We start from the raw sequence: 19713 nt of genomic DNA on the forward strand, positions 1-19713 counted from the left end.
AAAGTGCAAAGTATTCAACACTCCATTTATAGAACGCTGTTTCAATTTTTTATAGCGATGGGATCGAATTACATAGATTTAGCGTAGATTTGGAAGGGAGGTCACAAAGGCGGGGGTAACGTCCTCCCCCTTTGCAGGGGGAGGAGCAGGGCAAAACACACTCGCGGTGCAGAGTAAAACCAAAACTTACATCACCAGCGCCTGACCGTCTTTGCGTGATTCGGTGCCTGCCAGATAGCCGCCTGCCGGATTGGTGACAATCACCTGCGCGCCACCGAACGAATGGCCGCCGAGCGGGTCTTCGACGATCAGCTCATGACCCATCGCGCGCAGTGCAGCCAGCGTGTTGTGACTGAACGTCGATTCGATGGCCACCTGACGGCCGCCGTTGATCCGCCAGCGTGGCGCATCGATGGCCGCCTGCGGATTTTGTTTATACAGCATCACGCGCAACGCCAGTTGCAGATGTCCCTGTGCCTGCATCGGCCCCCCCATCAGGCCGAATGACATCAGCGGTTTGCCTTTGGCGTCCTGTGCAAAGGCGGGAATGATCGTATGCAGCGTGCGCTTGTTTGGTGCGACACAGTTGGCGTGCGCCGTGTCGAGCGTAAATCCGCAGCCACGGTTTTGCATGCTGAGACCGGTGCCCGGCACCACGACGCCGGAACCAAAGCCCATGTAATTCGACTGAATGAAAGAGACCATCATGCCGCTGGCATCGGCCGCTGTCAGATAGACGGTGCCGCCCGGACGCGGTGCGCCGTAGGTCACGTCGCTGGCTTTGGTGCGGTCGATCAGTTTCGCGCGTTCTGCCAGATAATCATCATTCAGGAACAGTTGAGGATCGAAGAACATATGCTCGCTGTCGGTGACGTGCTGATCCAAATCCGCCAGCGCCAGTTTCATCGCTTCAATACACAGGTGCGTGGTTTCTACCGAATCCACCGGCTGGCTGCCGATATCCAGTTTGTCGAGGATCCCCAGCGCGATGAGCGTTGCGATGCCCTGACCGTTCGGTGGCAGTTCGTGAACCGAGCCGCCCGCGAAAGACTGCTGCATGGTTTCCACCCAGTCGGCTTTATGATTCGCCAGGTCATCCAGCGTCAGCGCGCCGCCGTGAGCCTGACAATGCGCCACCATTTTTTCGGCCAGTTCGCCGCGATAAAACGCTTCGCCTTCGGTTTTGGCGATCAGCTCTAATGAATCCGCCAGCGCCGGATTACGGAAGATTTCCCCGATTTTCGGCGCACGACCTTCGGGCGCGAAACATGCCATAAAGCCCGGCTGGTTATGCAGCTTTTTGACCGCGATTTGCCACAGGCGGCCAATCAGCGGTGATACCGGGAAGCCGTTGCGGGCATAATCAATCGCCGGTTGAGCCAGCGTGGTCAGCGGCAAGGTGCCGAAGCGTTTTGCCAGTGCCACCCAGCCCGAGACTGCGCCAGGCACGGTGACGGCGTCCCAGCCGTAAGTCGGTACGGCATCTAAGCCTTTGTCCGCGAAATATTCGGGTGTCCACGCTGCGGGTGAACGGCCTGAGGCGTTCAGCCCGTGCGCTTTTTTACCGTCCCAGATAATGGCGAACGCGTCGCTGCCTGCGCCGTTACCGCTGGGTTCGAGTACGGTCAGCGCGATAGCAGTGGCGATGGCGGCATCGGCAGCGTTACCGCCCAGCATCAGCATTTTCATACCGGCCTGCGCGGCCAGCGGCTGCGAAGCACACACCGCACTGGCACCCATCATTGACGGACGCAGGGTCGGATAAGCTACGTTAAAATCGTAATTCTCAGACATGTTTCTTCCTTAAAAAAGCGGCAAATGTTTTATTCAGAACGCGGATCGAGCGCATCACGCAGCCCGTCACCCAGCAAATTGAAACCCTGTACGGTCAGGAAAATCGCCAGACCGGGAAAAATCGACATCCACGGCGACTGCTCGAGGAAGCTGCGTGCAGTATTGAGCATCGCCCCCCAGGACGCGTCCGGTGGTTGCTGACCGAGGCCGAGAAACGACAGGCTCGCTTCGGTGATGATCGCCGAGGCAATGGCCAGTGTTGCCTGCACCAGAATCGGTGACAGCACGTTCGGCAGCACATAGCGCCAGAGGATCCAGCGGTCGGGCAGACCAATCGCCCGCGCGCCTTCGATATATTCCTCATTGCGGATACTCATCACCTGCGCTCGCGTCAGGCGGGCGAAAATCGGCATCGCAGAAAGACCGATGGCGATCATTGCATTGCCGAGGCTCGGGCCGAGAAATGCACCCAGCGCAATCGCCAGCACCAGAAACGGACATGACAGCAATGCTTCCACCACGCGTGAAATCACGCTGTCCAGCCAGCCCTGCCAGAAACCCGCAATAAGGCCGAGCGGCACGCCAATCACAATCGCAATCATCACCGACACACAACCTGCCATCAGCGAGGTGCGCGCCCCCCAGAACAGGCGCGATAAAATGTCGCGGCCCAGTTCGTCGGTACCCAGCCAGTGCAGGGCGGATGGCGCTTTACGCACGGCCATGAAATCGGCCTTAATCGGATCAAAGGGTGAAATCCACGGCGCAAGTAAAGCCAGCAAGGCGAAGGTGACGACCAGTACCGCGCCAGTCACCGCACTTTTATTACGCAAAAATTTGCGCAGCACGCGGCTGGGTTCGCGTGCAGGAAGTGACGTTGTCACGGAAATCACAGAAACGCTCATCTCAGGCTCTCCGCATACGTGGGTTGACCAGCACATACAGCACGTCGGCCAGCAGATTCATCAGCAGAAAACCGACCGCAACCACCATCACCACGCCCTGAACCACGGCGTAATCACGGTTAAACACTGAATCGACAATCATTTTGCCAAAGCCCGGAATGGTGAAAACCTGCTCGCTAAGCACCGCGCCGCCCAGCAGTTCGCCGAACAGCAACGTCGTCAGGGTGATGATCGGCACCAGCGCATTGCGCAGCGCATGTTTCATGATCACTTTTTTCGGCAGAAGCCCTTTGGCGCGCGCGGTACGGATGTAATCGGCTTTCAGCACCGCGATCATCGCCGCACGGGTGTGGCGCATCAGTGTGGCAGAAAGTCCGGTACCGAGCACCGCTGCAGGCAGCAACATGGTTTTCAGGTTTTGCAGCGGGTCTTCTGAGAAAGGCACGTAACCGGACGCCGGAAGCCAGTGCAGTTTCACTGAGAACAGCATAATCAGCAGCACACCCAGCCAGAAATGGGGGATCGAAATCCCCGACAGCGCCAGAAAATTAGTGCCGTTATCTATCCAGGTGCCTTTGTTGACCGCCGCCAGCACGCCCATGGTGATGCCGATGACCAGTGCGACAATCATTGCCAGCAGCGACAGTTCCAGCGTCACCGGCAGTTTGCTGGCAATCAGCTGTAATACCGGTTCCTGTGTGCGCAACGAGGTGCCGAAATCACCGCGCAGTGCGTTGCCGACCCAGTGGAAATACTGGCTGGGGATCGGGTCATTCAGATGATATTGCTCGCGTAACTGCGCAATTACCGCCGGATCCCGTTCCTCGCCGGCCATCGCGGTGATCGGATCGCCCGGCAGTAATTTCTGCAGGGAGAAGACCATCAGCGTGACCAGAAACAGCGTCGGTATGGCTGAAATCAGCCGTTTCACCACCAGTTCTAACATCGTCTTTCCTCAGGCAATTACTTGTTCAGCGCCAGACCCTGCAAACGGATCAGCCCGTCGGCGTAAGGCACGAAACCGGTCACTTTCTTGTTAATACCGAAAATGCGCGGTTCGAAGTACAGATACACCAGCGGATCGTCGAGGTTTTCCTGGACGACGACCTGTTTGTAGAGGGCTTTACGCTTCTCCACATCGCTGGTCAGACGGGCTTCCTGCAACCACTGATCGACCTGCGGATTGCTGTATTTGCCGTCGTTCAGGCCACCTTTGGTGTTGAGGAACGAGAAAATATTGCCGTCCGGATCCGGGCGTCCTGACCAGCCGGACATGCTCATTTTGAATTCACCGCTTTGCTGGCGATCCAGCAGCGTGGCGTATTCAGTCATTTGCAGATTCAGGTTAATGCCCGCTTCGCTGACCATCGCCTGAAGCACCTGCGCAACCTGCTGGGAGGTCGGGTTATTGGCGACCAGGAAATCAATGGTCAGCGGCGTTTTCACACCGGCTTCGGCCAGCAGCGCTTTGGCCTTTTCGATATCGCGTTTTGGCACCGGAATGTCAGCGTGATACGGGCTGGCAGGCGAGAAGGCCTGATTCGCCGGCGTGTACTGCCCCTGGAACACCACCTGATTCAGTGCGTCGCGGTCAATTGCCAGCGACAGCGCCTGGCGCACACGGGCATCTTTCGCCAGCGGAGTATTGGTATTGGCGGTGCCGTTGGCGATGTTAATCGTCAGCCCCATGTACCCCAGACCGGTGGTGCTGGCCAGTTGCAGATTACTGTCGGCTTTCACCGTGGCGGTATCACTGGCGGCAATACCTTCGGTGAGATCTAAATCACCCGCGCGCAGGTTAGCGAGGCGTACGGACGCATCCGGGATCGGCAGGAACACCACTTTATCGAAGTGATAGGCCGCTTTATTCCAGTAATTTTCAAACCGTTTCAGCACGATGCGGTCCTGCTGAACGCGGCTGACGAATTCGTACGGGCCGGAACAGACCGGATGCGCCGCCACGTTGCCTTTCGCGGTCGCCTCCGGCGCCATCATGGTGCCCGCGCGGTCAGTCAGTTGCATCAGCAGCGCGGCATCCGCCGTTTTCAGATGGAAAACCACGGTGTAGGGCGCGGTGACTTCCACGGATTCAACCGAGGACAGCTCACTTTTACGCAAAGAACCCGGCAGCGTCAGATAGCGTTCGATGTTGTATTTGACCGACTGCGCATCGAATTTTTCGCCATCCTGGAAAGTCACGCCTTCACGCAAATTCATGGTCAGCGTTTTACCGTCTTCGCTGTAGGCCCAGTCTTTCGCCAGACCCGGTACGATTTGCAGATGCTGATCGACATCCACCAGGCGTTCGCACATGGCGCTGAACACGAAACGCCCGTAATAGGTGCGCGCCGTGGCCGGATCCAGCATGTCAGGATCACTGCCAAGGCCGATACGCAGGGTACTTTCCGCATGGGCAAGGCCCGCAGATGTCAGCAACATTAAGGCCGGAAGGCAGGCGGTTAAGCGGGGTGCAAATCTCATGGTCGGGTTCCCTGGGTTGAGGTTGGGATGGAAAGTGAAAGCCGCGTCTGGCTTGCTTGTTCAAACAGCGCACGCCGTAAGGTGAAAGCAGCGGACGGCGGCGGAACCAGCACCGAGGTGCGGTCGCGTTGCAGTTCGCTCCAGCGGTGGCAGGCCACCATGCGGTTATCAGTAACGGTTTCAAGTTGAGGTTCAACCAGTCGACATTCGTCGGTGGCGTAGGCGCAGCGGGTATGGAAACGGCAGCCGGTGGGCATATTGGCCGGATTGGGCATATCGCCCTGCAGCAGTGGCACCGGACGTTTCACCCCCGGCGCGAGCTGTGGCGCGGAGGCAATCAGCGCCTGGGTATAGGGATGCAGCGGCTGGTCGAAAATGTCATCGGTGCTGGCGAGTTCGACGATTTGCCCGAGGTACATCACCGCCACGCGGTCACTCATATGGCGGATCACCGCCAGACCGTGCGCGACGACGATCATCGTCAGGCCAAACTGCTGTTTAAGATTTTCCAGCAGATTGACTACCTGCGCCTGCACTGACACATCGAGCGCAGAAACCGGCTCATCGCCCAGCAGCAGTTTTGGCGATGACGCCAGCGCACGCGCAATGCCGATACGCTGGCGCTGACCGCCGGAAAACTCATGCGGATAACGGTGACTGAATGCGGCGGGCAGGCCGACGGTCGTCAGCAGTTCGCGCACTTTTGCCTGACGGTCCGCTTTGCCGCTGACGATGTTGTGCAGCCACAGCGGCTCGCCGACGATTTCTTCTACCGTCATGCGCGGGTTGAGCGAGGCAAAGGGATCCTGAAAAATGATTTGCAGGTCGCGGCGTAGTTTTTTCATCTGGTCAGCCGAAAACTGTTTCAGGTTTTCGCCTTCATAAAACACGTCCCCGTCGGTCGCGCTGAGCAACTGCAATAACAGGCGGCCAAGGGTCGATTTGCCCGAACCTGATTCGCCGACAATCGCCAGCGTTTCGCCATGCCAGACGCGCAGCGAAACGCGATCCACCGCCTGCACGATTTTGGGTTTAGTAAACAGCGTCGAAGGGCCTTTGAAGACTTTGGTCAGTCCGGCGGCTTCCAGAATGGGGCGGGGTGCGAGGCTCATGCGCAGGCTCCTTCGGCGGACAACGTAAAATAGTTTTCCAGCGGCGCAAAGAAACAGGCGACCTGGTGTGAGGACTGATGCAGCGGGCGCAAGGCCGGTCGTTCCTGATGGCAGCGCACATCGGCAAACGGACAGCGCGTCGAAAAGCGGCAGCCTTTCGGCATATCTTTCGGCAGCGGCACAGCGCCGGGAATGGTGGAAAGCGCGCCCTGGCGCGAGGCCAGCGACGGCATCGATCCCATCAGCCCGATGGTGTAAGGGTGCTGCGGATTATTGAAAATATCGTCCACCAGTCCCTGTTCAACGATCTGTCCGGCATACATCACCGCCACGCTGTCGGCGACTTCCGCCACCACGCCGAGGTCATGGGTGATCAGCAACAATGCGCTGCCGGTTTCCTGCTGGATGCGGTTGAGCAGGGCGAGGATCTGCGCCTGAATGGTGACGTCCAGCGCGGTGGTCGGTTCATCGGCAATCAGCAGTTGCGGACGGTTGATCAGCGCCATCGCAATCATCACGCGCTGGCGCATACCGCCGGAAAGCTGGTGCGGATACGCGTCCATCCGCAATTCCGGTGCAGGGATTTGCACCTTTTTCAGGATTTCAAGTGCCTGCATCCGCGCCTGTTTTTTATCCGCACCCTGATGGCGTATTACCGCTTCAGCCAGCTGATCGCCGAGTGTCAGCGCCGGATTGAGCGAGGTCATTGGTTCCTGAAAAATCATTGCCAGTTCCTGACCGCGCAGGTCGGCATACTGACGCTCGGACAGTCCGAGCAGCGAGGTGTCATTAAGGCGGATATCGCCCTGCAACACGCTGGCACTGGCGGGCAATAATCCCATCAGCGCCAGCGACGTCACGCTTTTGCCGCAACCGGATTCCCCGACCAGCGCCAGCGTTTTTCCGGCTTCCAGCTGCAAGGAAATGCCATCGAGCACGGTCGCGGGGGAACCGGAAAACTGCACCCGCAGGTCGTTGATGTGTAACAGCGGCGTGACGGGTCCGGCCGGGTCAGTCATCAGTAAAATCCTCGTCATCATCATTCAGGGTGGAAAGAAACGCCTGTTGCAGTGCCAGAAGGTGCTCGCGCATGACTCTGGCGGCCTCTTTCGGCTGGCGTGCGGCAATGTGTTCTACGATGCGCTCGTGGTGATCGTCGTAACGGTTCAGGCGCTCCTGATTTCGTGCGGCGTTACGCACCGCCAGCCAGCTCGGGTCACGGCGGATGGCATCGACCGCATCGAACAATCCGAGTAACAACCGGTTACCGGCGGCATCGGCAATCGCGCGGTGAAATGCGCTGTCCCACAGTTCAATCTGATCCGGATCGCCGCGCGACATGGTTTTCACTTTGTCCAGCAAACGTCGCATCAGCTGTATCTGTTCCGGCGTGGCGCGCAGTGCGGCATATTTCGCCAGCCCCGGTTCGAGCTGCAAACGTGCTTCCATTACTTCCTGCAAGTTCGATTGTTTAGGTAATGCCTGCAAACTCAGCGGCTGCGCAGGACCGTTCGGGCCGATAAACGTGCCTTTTCCCTGCTTGCGCCACACGCGGCCTTCTTCTTCCAGCACATCCAGCGCACGACGGATTTCACGGCGGCCAACATCAAACCTCTGCATCAGATCGCGTTCTGCCGGCAGTGGCTGAGTCTGATCCGGATGCTGCTGTATCAGATGGCGCAGCTGCTCCAGTGCTGAATTCGAGGTGCCGTTAGAAGGAGATTGCGCCACGGAGTGTGTTGTCATATTTCAGTTTCCCGCTGGGAATTAAATCGTTAGTCAGTCCTTTGCATTTTCCGAACCAATTTTGTAATGGTTCATGAGAAAGTTGTGCAAAACGGAGGATTTGTTTTTAATTTCAAATGTATAAAAAATCACCCGCTTCAAAGGATAGAACGTTTTACAGCTTATAAGGTGTTGATAATTCGCTGATATGCACAAGTGTAGTGCGTTAAAATAATGTTAACGGATCGTAATGGTGCGTGATTTCTCGGTATGAGAAGTAGATCAAATAAGCGGAATAACTTAGCTAATGGTTCGCTATATCGTTGCTTCACCAAAGAAGGAAAGGGTCGGGCGGGGTATTAAGGAATAATTCGCAGGCCGGAGAGGACGCGGGCAGTGGTTTCTTCTGCAAGATCGTGAGTGCTGGTGAGGTTTTCGCAGAGAAGCGTGCAGGGCAAAACCCTAAATAATCCGCCCCTGAATTTAAGATCGTGCGGGCGATTCAGAAATCTTGCTGAACGGAGCGGCCTGGAGACCAGAGGCTCCAGGACCGAGTGAAGGAATCGCGAAGCGGCAAGATTTCCAGCCTGTCGCTGAAATACCTGAAACATAGCCAGCGAGCGGAGCGCGCAGTGAAAGAGCCGGAGATTCCTAAGAGGCGCGGCGACAGGCGCCTCTTAGGGCCAGTGTGGGTGGCAACCCACGGTCTTTGTTTGTGGCTATCGTCAGAATTAACAGCGTTATACGTCGCTTATCCCCCGATCATCCCCGACAAAACCCCTGTCTAATACCTATCATCAGAGGGGTGCAAACCCAACCAGTCTTGACTCTGAGGGCTGAGGCCGTCCGAAGAAATATCCCTGAAACAACGTACAACCTTCTTCTTTCAGACGCCGGAACTGCTCGTCGGTTTCCACACCTTCTGCCGTGGTCTGAATGTCCAGACTGCGGCTCATGCCGGTGATTGCCCGGATGATCGCCAGTGCTTCGCGACTGTCCTGCATATCATTAATGAACGACCGGTCGATTTTGATTTTGTCGAACGGGAACGAACGCAGATAACTCAGTGATGAATAGCCGGTGCCGAAATCGTCCAGTGCAATACGCACGCCGAGCGCCTTCAGTTTGCGCAGGATGCTGATGTTGCCCAGCGTATTGTCGAGCAACACCGATTCGGTGATTTCCACTTCCAGACGCGATGGATCCAGCCCCGAAGCTTCCAGCGCAGATTCCACCACAGACACCAGCCCGCTGTTTTTAAACTGGATCGGCGAAAGGTTTACCGCAACAGTCTGATTGCCTTTCCAGGTGGTGGCTTCGCGGCAGGCCTCGTGCAAGGCAAATGAGCCAAGACTGTGGATCAGCCCCGTTTCTTCCGCAATCGGAATGAAATCGACCGGCATAATCAGCCCGTTTTCCGGATGCTGCCAGCGCATCAGCGCTTCATATCCGATGACGGCATCATGACGCGCGTCGGTGATCGGCTGATAATAAAGACGCAGCTGATTGCAGGTAATTGCATCGCGTAAATCCATTTCCACCACGCGGCGTTTGCGGGCGGCGGCATCCATTTCGAGACGGAAATCTTCGTAGCGGTTACGGCCGTTACGTTTGGCTTCGTACAGCGCCATATCTGCGCAACGCAACAACTGATCCGGGGTATTTTCTGCCGAATCTGCCAGCGCAATACCAATGCTCAGACCGACAGACAGCGAATGACCGTCGATGATCACGGGCGGGCGCACTGATTCAATCAGTCGTTTGGAAATCTGATGCGCCGCTGAAATGTCTTTCAGCCCCGGCAGCACCACGGCAAATTCATCGCCGCCAATGCGCGCGAGCGTATCGTCATCACGCAGCGTCATGCGCAGGCGTTTGGAAATAGCGCGCAGCAGTTCATCACCAATCTGATGGCCCAGTGCGTCGTTGACGTTTTTGAAGTTATCGAGATCCAGACACAGCGTGGCGGTGTGGCTGTGGGTATAACTGTCACGCTGCAACGCTTCGCTCAGACGCTGGCTAAACAGAATACGGTTCGGCAGACTGGTCAGATTATCGTGATGCGCCATGTGATGAATCCGGGCATGCGCGGCCTGCTGGTCGGTCACGTCGTCGGCGATCATCATCACGTAACTGGTCTGCGGATCGTTGCCGCGGATCACCGAACTGGTGGTCTGTAACGTGCGGTCGCCGATGGCGGTCAGCAACTGCTGTTCGCTGCGGTGAACGCCTTCCGCGCGCAGGCATTCGTCCGACTGCTTATTGATAAAAGTGCTCAGTCCGACGCCCATGCAATCCTGCGGACGTTTACCGAGCATTTTTTCACGTGAAATGCCCAGTAAACGTTCTGCCTGACGGTTAACCAGTAAGATCTCGCGGGAAACCGCATTCTCAACAATGACGGATGACGGAATATTGGCGATGACCGTATTCAGAAATTGCGAGAGGGAGGCCAGTTGTTCACTGTTGGTTTCAGCCAGTTCTTTGGCCTGCAGTAACGCCTGTTCGGCTTCACGACGCTCAGTGACATCGCGGGTGATCTTGGCGAAACCTATGATTTCACCGGCCTCACGCAACGCTTCAATAATGATATGCGCCCAGAAGAGGGAACCATCTTTGCGCTGTCGCCAGCCTTCGGATTCGTATCGGCCCGTTTCGCGCGCCGTTTCCAGGCCGTGCTGCGGCCAGCCGCTTTTGCGGTCTTCTTCGGTGTAAAAACACGAGAAATGTTTTCCGACTACTTCTTCAGGCGTATACCCTTTTGCCCGCTGCGCACCGGCATTCCAGTTCGCAATAATGCCATCGGGTTTAAGCATGTAAATCGCGTAGTCTTCCACGCGCTGAACCAGCAACCGATACAATACATCAGAATCTTCGCTCATTTTATTTTGCCTGCTAGCCTGCCGCCTTTACGGGGATCCTTCCGTATCAAAGTCCGGCTAAATAGTGCGCCTGTCCCGACGCATTTTTGCTGTGATGTGCGGATGAAACGTTAGCATAAGATAATTCTTACTTCGTCAAATTTTGCTTCTAACGTGCTTAAATTTAAGCATATTTAGCAAAAAGATCGGCCTTAAGTGCAATTCACTCTTTGGGTTTTAAATAGCACGGGAGTTATCGGCAGACGGGGAAGTAACTTTAATAAAAAGGCACACAACGTTCAGGCGTTACACGTGTTTAATCAGCATGCAAAAAAGCCGCAACAGTGTGCGGCTTGTCATGAAATTGTTTAGCCGCGATGTTCGGGCTTATTCATCTCCGGCTTTGGTTTCACCTTGTGATGAACCGGCACCGGTTTAGCTTTGTGATGCGCAGGCTGATGATGAACAACCGGCTTGTGCGTTTTATGTACCAACTGCGGCTCTTTAACCGGCGGCTGACGCGGGCCTTCAGCAAAGGCGCTGACACTCGCAGCCAGCAGTGCTGCGCAAAGAACAACCATTCCAGATTTTTTCATTTTTGTTTCCTGTGTCCCGTCATGACGGTGGATCATGTTCACGCGCACAATGCAGGGCAAAGGGATAAACGACAATTCGGAAAAGGCTTAATCGGTGGTGTTTAACGGGTAATTTAAACCACGTTTACGGAAAGCTTAAGGACGTGCCGGGGGAACATTCCCCCACGCGTCATTTTGCTGGCAACCCCAAATCCGGATCACACCGCATACGATCCCAGCCGGTGTAATTTTTCACCTCAGGCACTTTGTTGGGGATGTTCTGGAAATTGGCTCTGTAAGTATCGATGGTCCAGTGTTTTGGTCCGGCGAATGAGTTCCACGAAACGTATTCATTGCCCCATTTACCGCCGCCATATCCGGGGCGGATATGATGGGTTTGCATCTGTCCACGGCTGTTTGCAACGGTATAATCAATGCCACTTCCACCGGGTTCAAGCCGGGGATCGTCAAAGGGCTTTGAACTCATATAAAGATCGCCCTGTTTGGTCAGCACATAGCCCTGATCGTTGACGACGGTGATGGATTCAATTTCTTCGCGTTGCGGGCCATCAGCTCCGTACTGGACTGCGCCGGAGCCGGGGGCGAAACGTGATCCCTCCCATGTGCGGCCATAATCTTTTGAAATCAAGAAACCAGACAAGTCATCCCAGGGAATCGCAATGTATTTTTCAGAGGGATGGACAAATTTAAAAAATGAAATCCGAAATATTGGGTTGTCACGATGGACCACTTCAGTCCGTATATTTCTTGTTATGTCGATGTACCACAACGCGCCTTCGCAATGATTTCCTTCCAGTTCGAGATAACGGTGAGCGTCAAACCGGTAGACGATTTGCGTGGGTGGGGCTGCGGCCGCTGTATCACAAGCCGTCATCACTAATAGACCAGACAGGATGAACAGATTTTGGGAGAGCTTCATTTTGCTGGCAACCCCAAATCCGGATCACACCGCATACGATCCCAGCCGGTGTAATTTTTCACCTCAGGCACTTTGTTGGGGATGTTCTGGAAATTCGTTCGGTAAGCGAAAATGGTTCTGGGTGGTGTACCCTGCAATGAATTCCATGAAACATAATTTTCACCCCATTTTCCACCCCCATATCCTGGCCTGATATGATTAGTTTGAGCCTGCCCGCGGCTGTTGGTGAATGTATAATCAATGCCACTTCCACCGGGTTCAAGCCGTGGGTCATCAAAGGGCTTTGAACTCATATAAAGGTCGCCCTGTTTGGTCAGCACATAGCCCTGATCGTTGACGACAGTGATGGATTCAATTTCTTCGCGTTGCGGGCCATCAGCTCCGTACTGGACTGCGCCGGTGCCGGGGGCGAAACGTGCCGCATCCCATGTGTGACCAAAGTCCTTTGAAATAGCGAAGCCCCCAGATTCATAAGATGGTATTGCAATATAACGTTGCGAAGGATGAGTAAATTTAGGGATGAAGATTCTGTAGCCAGTGTCAACATCATAAATCTGGTGTTGAATACCCCTTTGAGAATCTATATAGCGCAAGCCACCCTGGCAGTGGTATCCCGTTAATTCCAGATAACGGTGGTCATCAAACCGATAAACAACCTGTGTTGGCGGAGTTGTCGGTGTTGCATCACAGCCTGTTATTGAACTGATAGCCAGCATTAACTCCCATACTTTTAATCGCTTCATTATTATTTCCCTATACAAGCAAAGGTTTTGGCATTTCCCATTGCAATACATTGGTAGTCCCCGTACAGAGAACATTGGGTTTTTCCCGGGCTCCGTAGTCATTCATTACACCAAGTTCACCAAGTGGCATACCCTTAGGGAGTTCCGGGTGATTCATAAATTTTTTTATATCATCGAAGGGTAAAAGCCCATCCCGATAATAAGCCTTCACATTGGGATCCGGATTCATTTCACGACGCCAGTCAGCTTTTAATAACAATCCTTCCCAGAACTCCTGATATTCAAATGCCTGACATTGCCCGATGGCCAGATCAAACGCGGTAGATTTCTGCGCCACTTCAATATTGGTTACAATGGAGGAGTGCTGACTGAACGTGGTATCCATTTTTATTGCACGGTCCAGTTCTTTATCTGTCATCCGGCGTAACAGTACAAGCTGGCGGAAATAACCATTAAGTTCATGATAAATACCGCTGACAATATCCCAGGGATATTGGCTTCTCAGCTCTTCCAGCTGGGCTTCATTCAGCGCCACACCATTATCCAGATATTGAAATTGTGCGGAGGCGGGTACATCAATACATTCGGCAGGGAACCGTTCAGCTTTCATCGCGGATTTAGCAATTTTAGGATCGTTACCGCTCAGTGCCGCCTTATAACCTTTGCCCTGTGCCATCAGCTTAAAGACAAACGGATCGGGTAAAACCGGGGCATTGACGGTGACGTCGGTAAATGAATAACCGGTATCTGCGGAATCATCAGATTGACGCGCAGGCATCTCAAAATGAAACGCTGTCTTATCGCCCACGACGACGTCTTTACAGAAAACACGCTGATAGAGGTTATCGCCTGACTGAGCTTTGATTTTGTCAGGGATCCCACGCCAGCCGAATCCCTGAATGGGTGACATGGACACGACCTGATCGTTAGGGCAGAAATAGTTATATACCTTGCCGAAATTATTGCGGTTATAAAGCGGGTCGTTCCACAGTGATTTATTTAATGAAATACAGCCGATGTCGTGCAATTGCTGAAGATAGGCACTGTCATGAGAGGTTGCTCCCGGCTGGTACAGAGGGTTCTGTGACATAAGCCGGCAAAAATTGCTCAGCGTTTTTTGCCGTCCCTGACGGGTTTGCTGATTTCCGGGCATGGCGTTTTCCAGCCAGCGGTTCTCCAGCGCATAGGGTGAATGATTGAGTACTACGCAGTCGGCAGGCGCTGCGCCTTCAGCCTGCACCCACATATTGGCCAGCATGGTAATAATCGTGCCCTGACTGTGGGCAACAATATTAATTGTGTCATTCTGGGTTAACGGATTTTGTCTTATATCTAAAATCAGATCGGCCAGGCGGCGTGCGGCATAAGCCTGATAAATCCGGTGCGGATTTTCATAAATCGGATGACTCCAGTCACCGTGATTTTCGAGATCACTGCGGGATTTGAATAACCCGACGGCTTCTAAAATACGGCCGGATGCACCGGGACCAAACATATCAGGAATGCAGGTGGTGGCATTTGCAAAAGTGCCGCCGCCTTTGGCGGATGTCAGATCAAGCCAGTTATTGAGATTGTCGATATTCTGGTTGTCGTGTTGTCGAATTTTGACTGCGTCATTTTCACGGTAGGTATCGTAAGGCAGGTCAGCGTTATTATATTTTTCGAGTAAGTCTTTTCGGTATTGCTTCTGATCCTGCTCCCAGGTTTCATGGTCGACCGGTTTATAACCCCAGTAAAACGGGATCACCGGTGAGCGGTTAGCGACCCCGATACAGGTGTGATCCTGCACGCTACAGGTGAGCTTCGCGACATTGTCATCGGCGTCGGAAATCATGAATTCGTGCGTTTTCCATTCATGCGGATGAAGATCCTGACGCCCCAGCCGGGTATTCAGCCCGGCACAGATGCCGGTATCCTGATCCTGGTAAGCCTCACCGACATCATTCACGCCGTGAACCAGAATCACAATGCAAGGAAGCGGGCGCATAACGGCACAGTTTTGAATTGTCATTGCGCCTGCACTGACAGGGCGACAAATATCATCCTCTGATAAAAACTTTGGATTGCGAATATTTTTGTGAATCATTTCACTCATCGTTTAACTCCATCTAAACAGCAGTTTGAATAACTATTCCCTATAAGTAATTTCAATAATAATTTTGTTAAAACAATAAATTAACGGTGTGAGTCTACCACGTCAGCGCGGTTTAAGATAAGGTCCGCTCGTCACTGATTCCCGCAAAATAAGTTCTGATACAAACTTATTCTGGTCGGACAAATAGCCGCCATCGAGCATGGAAATAATCTGGCTGATGACTTCGCTGACCATATCGCTGACCGGATCTTTCACGCTCGACAGCGCCGGAATAAGAAACGGCGCGGTCGGGATATTATCAAACCCGATCACCGAAACATCGGCAGGGACGGCAATTCCGGCCTCGTTCAGTTTCTTCATCGCGCCGATCGCCATGTCATCGTTACTGGCCAGAATGGCGCTGAACGTCTGACCGCCCGCAAGCAGGGCTTCCACGGCGGCGGCTCCGCTGGCGGGTGTCCATTTTCCGGGAATAATCAGCGCATCATTTACCGGTAAACCGGCTGCCGACAGCGCCTCTTTATAACCTGACAGGCGTTCAATCGCGGTCGGGGAATCCATCGAGCCGGTGATAAAAGCAATATTACGATGACCACGCTCAATCAGTGCTCTGGTGGACTGAAGACCTGAACCTTTGTGATCGCAATAAATACAGTGGCTCTGATGTTTTCGTAATTTACGGTTCACTACCATTACCGGCTTATTATATTTATCGATGATGTCATCCATTTCATCGACAGATAAAAAGCGCGGATAAATAATAATTCCGTCGCAGCGCAAATCATGCAGAAACTGAATGGCTTCACGTTCTTCTTCAGCGCTGTGTTTGCCATCGACCAGGATCAGCTGACGTCCGTTGGCATCGAGTTTTTTGGCGGCCTGTGAGATTAACTCACTGAAATAATTGCCGTTATACAGGGTATTGGTGACCACCAGTCCGATGCACATTGACTTGCTGGTTGCCAGATTTCGTGCCAGCAGATTCGGCCTGTAGCCGGCTTCTTCAATCGCTTTAAACACCTGATCTTTGGTTTCCTGGCTCACATATCCCTTACCGGAAAGCACTCGGGAAACGGTGGCTTTGGAAACTCCTGCTTTATTAGCCACGTCCTGCATTGTTGACATCAGCCGCACCCAAAAAAAGAAAAATTATCTGCCATTCTACACATTCCCTGCGTTTTGCGATGAATTCAGCCCGGCTGAACGTCAGCGGGAGATCGCCATCACAAAAATAAAACAGCGTTGCAGATTTTTATTGAAGTCATGAATAGAACTGCACATTCTCGTATGAAACCGGTTACCTACCGTTTCACAGCATTACACAAAAAAGCATAACGTTTCAAAAAAAAGCGGTTTCCCAGAGGCCAGGGCTTCTGAAGAACATTCATAACCCTATGAATCCGAGAGAGTTGTTACTCATGTCTAAAAATTTTGCAGCAATATCACAGTCGATCGTCGCGGCAATCGGTGGGGCAGAGAACGTAGCCGCAGTGACGCACTGCATGACACGTCTGCGCTTCGTGCTGAATGACGAATCTGCCGTTGATACCGCCACGCTGAAAGCCATTACCGGCGTGATGGGTGTGGTGCGCAATGAAAAACAGTGCCAGGTGATCATCGGTAATAACGTTTCTCAGGCCTACGCTGAAGTGCTGAAATTGCTGCCGGACGGCTTTGCAGCGGCCAGTGATGACGCGCCGGCCAAAGGCAAAATCACGCTCAAACGCATTGGCTCCGGCATTCTTGATGCACTGATCGGCACCATGTCACCGCTGATCCCGGCGATTATCGGTGGCTCGATGGTGAAACTGCTGGCGATGATCCTGGATATGACCGGTGTGTTCGACAAGGGGGCATCGACGCTGATTATCCTCAACACCATCGGCGACGGGGCGTTCTTCTTCCTGCCGGTGATGGTAGCGGCATCGGCGGCGGTAAAATTTAAAACCAATATGTCGCTGGCGATTGCTATTGCCGGGATCCTCGTCCATCCGGCCTTTATCGATTTAATGGCGAAAGCCGCGCAGGGGCAGAAAGTCGAATTTATCGGTATTTCGGTGACGGCGGTGAAATACACTTACACGGTTATTCCCGCGTTATGCATGACCTGGCTGCTGTCGTACATCGAAAAATGGGTTGATCGTATCACGCCGGTAGTGACCAAAAACTTCCTCAAACCGATGCTGATCATGCTGATTGCGGCACCGATTGCCATCATGCTGATTGGCCCGCTGGGTATCTGGATCGGTACCGGGATTTCAGCGGTGGTGTATACCGTTCACAGTTATCTGGGCTGGCTTTCGGTCGCCATTATGGGCGCGGCCTGGCCGCTGCTGGTGATGACCGGCATGCACCGCGTGTTCACGCCAACCATTATTCAGACCATCGCTGAAACCGGTAAAGAGGGCATGGTGATGCCATCAGAAATTGGCGCGAACCTGTCGCTGGGCGGTTCTTCGCTGGCGGTGGCCTGGCGGACCAAAAACCCTGAACTGCGTCAGACCGCACTGGCCGCAGCGGCGTCGGCGATTGTTGCCGGGATTTCAGAACCCGCGCTTTACGGCGTGGCGCTGCGCCTGAAACGTCCGCTGATCGCCTGTTTAATCAGTGGTTTCATTTGCGGCGGTGTGGCCGGATTAGGCGGACTTGCCAGCCATTCGATGGCGTCACCGGGGCTGTTTACCAGCGTACAGTTCTTTGACCCGTCGAACCCGATGAGCATCGTCTGGGTAGCGGGTGTAATGATCCTCGCGGTGGTGATTTCCTTCTTCACCACGCTGTTACTTGGATTTGAAGATATTCCGGTGGAAACCGTGGTGCCAAAAAATATAGCACCTGAATCAACGGCTTCCGCCGCCTTTGCGGTTTCGCAGAGCGCAGTTAAATAAATTAAAGGAGAGGATTTCTCATGGCAGCTTCAGCATTTCCTGACGGTTTTTTATGGGGCGGCGCGATTGCCGCTAACCAGGCCGAGGGCGGCAGTTTTGAAGGCGGCAAAGGCCTGACCACGGTCGATATGATCCCGCACGGCGCGCACCGTCTGGCTGTTAAAACCGGTCAGGAAAAACGTTTCTCATTTAAAAGCGACGAGTTTTATCCGGCGCATCAGGCGATTGATTTCTACCATCGTTATAAAGAAGACATCGCACTGATGGCGGAAATGGGCTTTACGGTATTCAGGACCTCGATTGCCTGGAGCCGGCTTTATCCCAACGGTGATGAACTGACGCCGAACGCGGAAGGCATCGCGTTTTACCGTGATGTGTTTGCGGAATGCAAAAAGTACGGCATCGAACCGCTGGTCACGCTGTGCCATTTCGATGTGCCGATGCATCTGGTGATCGAATACGGGTCTTGGCGTAACCGTAAAATGGTCGAGTTTTTCGCCCGTTATGCGCGCACCTGTTTCGAAGCGTTCGACGGACTGGTGAAATACTGGCTGACGTTTAACGAGATTAATATTCTGCTGCACAGCCCGTTCTCCGGTGCCGGTTTAGTGTTTGAAGAAGGCGAAAATCAGGAGCAGGTGAAATATCAGGCGGCGCATCATGAGCTGGTCGCCAGCGCTTTAGCGACCAAAATCGCCCATGAAGTGAACCCGCAAAATCAGGTGGGTTGTATGCTGGCGGGCGGGAACTTCTACCCGCAAACCTGTAAACCTGCGGACGTCTGGGCAGCATTGCAAAAGGATCGCGAAAACCTGTTCTTCATCGACGTTCAGGCCCGCGGAGAATACCCGACCTACACCCGGCGCGTCTTTGCGGAGAAGGGCGTTAACGTGGTGACGGAACCGGGCGACAGTGAAATCCTGAGAAATACCGTCGATTTCGTTTCCTTTAGTTATTACGCGTCACGCTGCGCGTCAGCAGACATGAATGACAACAACAGCAGCGCGGCCAATATCGTCAAATCGCTGAAAAACCCGTATATCGAAGCCAGTGAATGGGGCTGGGGAATCGATCCGCTTGGCCTGCGCATCACCATGAACATGATGTACGACCGCTATCAGAAACCCCTTTTCCTGGTGGAAAATGGCCTCGGCGCGAAAGATGACATTAACGCGCAAGGCGAAATCAACGACGATTACCGCATCAGCTATCTGCGCGAACACATTCGCGCGATGGGTGAGGCGATCACTGACGGCGTGCCGCTGATCGGCTACACCTCGTGGGGGTGTATCGATCTGGTTTCCGCTTCGACCGGTGAAATGAGCAAGCGCTACGGCTTTGTTTACGTTGACCGCGATGATGCCGGGAACGGCACGCTGGAAAGAAAGAGAAAAAAATCGTTTTACTGGTACAAGAAAGTCATTGCCAGTAATGGTGTGGATCTCGGCTGATTGTGCAAAGGGGAATATCTGCATATCAGATATTCCCTTTAATCGGAACGCATTAATTATTCATCTTATTTACGGAGTTCATTTTCGTCATTATTGATGGTGATTAATATTATTATTTCCCGTAACAAACATGAAATATAATT

General features: G+C 53.6%; 15 protein-coding genes. 2 read left to right on the forward strand and 13 right to left on the reverse strand.

What is annotated here, in order from left to right:
- Positions 1–186: 186 nt before the first annotated feature.
- From J1778_RS24280 to J1778_RS24340, 13 genes are all read right to left on the reverse strand, one after another.
- The gene (locus tag J1778_RS24280) at positions 187–1794 is read right to left on the reverse strand and encodes a gamma-glutamyltransferase family protein (protein ID WP_217175309.1); all 1608 of its coding nucleotides are present in this window, start codon (positions 1792–1794) and stop codon (positions 187–189) included.
- A gap of 29 nt (positions 1795–1823) precedes the next feature.
- A complete protein-coding gene (locus J1778_RS24285; protein ID WP_217175310.1) occupies positions 1824–2699 on the reverse strand; it encodes an ABC transporter permease in 876 nt (291 codons plus the stop codon).
- A 1-nt stretch (position 2700) separates the two neighbouring features.
- On the reverse strand, positions 2701–3645 hold the full coding sequence (locus J1778_RS24290) for an ABC transporter permease (protein ID WP_217175311.1): 945 nt from the start codon (positions 3643–3645) through the stop codon (positions 2701–2703).
- Between the two features lie 17 nt (positions 3646–3662).
- Positions 3663–5180: an ABC transporter substrate-binding protein gene (locus J1778_RS24295; protein ID WP_217175312.1), complete on the reverse strand. Its 1518-nt coding sequence runs from the start codon at positions 5178–5180 to the stop codon at positions 3663–3665.
- On the reverse strand, positions 5177–6292 hold the full coding sequence (locus J1778_RS24300) for an ABC transporter ATP-binding protein (protein WP_217175313.1): 1116 nt from the start codon (positions 6290–6292) through the stop codon (positions 5177–5179). The genes J1778_RS24295 and J1778_RS24300 overlap by 4 nt, the downstream gene beginning before the upstream one ends.
- Positions 6289–7311, reverse strand: coding sequence for an ABC transporter ATP-binding protein (locus tag J1778_RS24305; protein ID WP_217175314.1), 1023 nt, complete (start codon positions 7309–7311; stop codon positions 6289–6291). The genes J1778_RS24300 and J1778_RS24305 overlap by 4 nt, the downstream gene beginning before the upstream one ends.
- Positions 7304–8038 (reverse strand): FadR/GntR family transcriptional regulator, encoded by a 735-nt coding sequence (locus tag J1778_RS24310; protein WP_217175315.1) that lies wholly within the window; start codon positions 8036–8038, stop codon positions 7304–7306. The genes J1778_RS24305 and J1778_RS24310 overlap by 8 nt, the downstream gene beginning before the upstream one ends.
- 776 nt (positions 8039–8814) lie before the next feature.
- Positions 8815–10899, reverse strand: coding sequence for a putative bifunctional diguanylate cyclase/phosphodiesterase (locus J1778_RS24315; protein WP_217175316.1), 2085 nt, complete (start codon positions 10897–10899; stop codon positions 8815–8817).
- Positions 10900–11246: 347 nt separating this feature from the next.
- Positions 11247–11474 carry a hypothetical protein gene (locus J1778_RS24320; RefSeq protein ID WP_217175317.1) on the reverse strand — a complete coding sequence of 76 codons (228 nt, stop codon included), beginning with the start codon at positions 11472–11474 and terminating at the stop codon, positions 11247–11249.
- A 169-nt stretch (positions 11475–11643) separates the two neighbouring features.
- Positions 11644–12393 (reverse strand): T6SS immunity protein Tli3 family protein, encoded by a 750-nt coding sequence (locus J1778_RS24325; protein ID WP_217175318.1) that lies wholly within the window; start codon positions 12391–12393, stop codon positions 11644–11646.
- A complete protein-coding gene (locus J1778_RS24330) occupies positions 12390–13136 on the reverse strand; it encodes a T6SS immunity protein Tli3 family protein (RefSeq protein WP_217175319.1) in 747 nt (248 codons plus the stop codon). Before J1778_RS24330 ends, J1778_RS24325 begins: the two co-directional genes overlap by 4 nt.
- Positions 13137–13146: 10 nt before the next feature.
- The gene (locus J1778_RS24335; RefSeq protein ID WP_217175320.1) at positions 13147–15231 is read right to left on the reverse strand and encodes a T6SS effector phospholipase Tle3 domain-containing protein; all 2085 of its coding nucleotides are present in this window, start codon (positions 15229–15231) and stop codon (positions 13147–13149) included.
- Positions 15232–15333: 102 nt separating this feature from the next.
- Entirely contained in the window at positions 15334–16356 is a 1023-nt protein-coding gene (locus J1778_RS24340; protein ID WP_217175321.1) for a LacI family DNA-binding transcriptional regulator, read from the reverse strand.
- A gap of 293 nt (positions 16357–16649) precedes the next feature.
- Here J1778_RS24340 and ascF point away from each other — a divergent pair, with 293 nt between their 5' ends.
- Both ascF and J1778_RS24350 read left to right on the forward strand, forming a co-directional pair.
- Complete coding sequence (ascF, locus tag J1778_RS24345; RefSeq protein ID WP_217175322.1) at positions 16650–18119, forward strand: PTS cellobiose/arbutin/salicin transporter subunit IIBC; 1470 nt, start codon at positions 16650–16652, stop codon at positions 18117–18119.
- A 20-nt stretch (positions 18120–18139) separates the two neighbouring features.
- Positions 18140–19570, forward strand: coding sequence for a 6-phospho-beta-glucosidase (locus J1778_RS24350; RefSeq protein WP_217175323.1), 1431 nt, complete (start codon positions 18140–18142; stop codon positions 19568–19570).
- Positions 19571–19713 lie beyond the last annotated feature (143 nt).

Source organism: Rahnella bonaserana (genome assembly GCF_019049675.1).
Lineage (GTDB): Bacteria > Pseudomonadota > Gammaproteobacteria > Enterobacterales > Enterobacteriaceae > Rahnella > Rahnella bonaserana.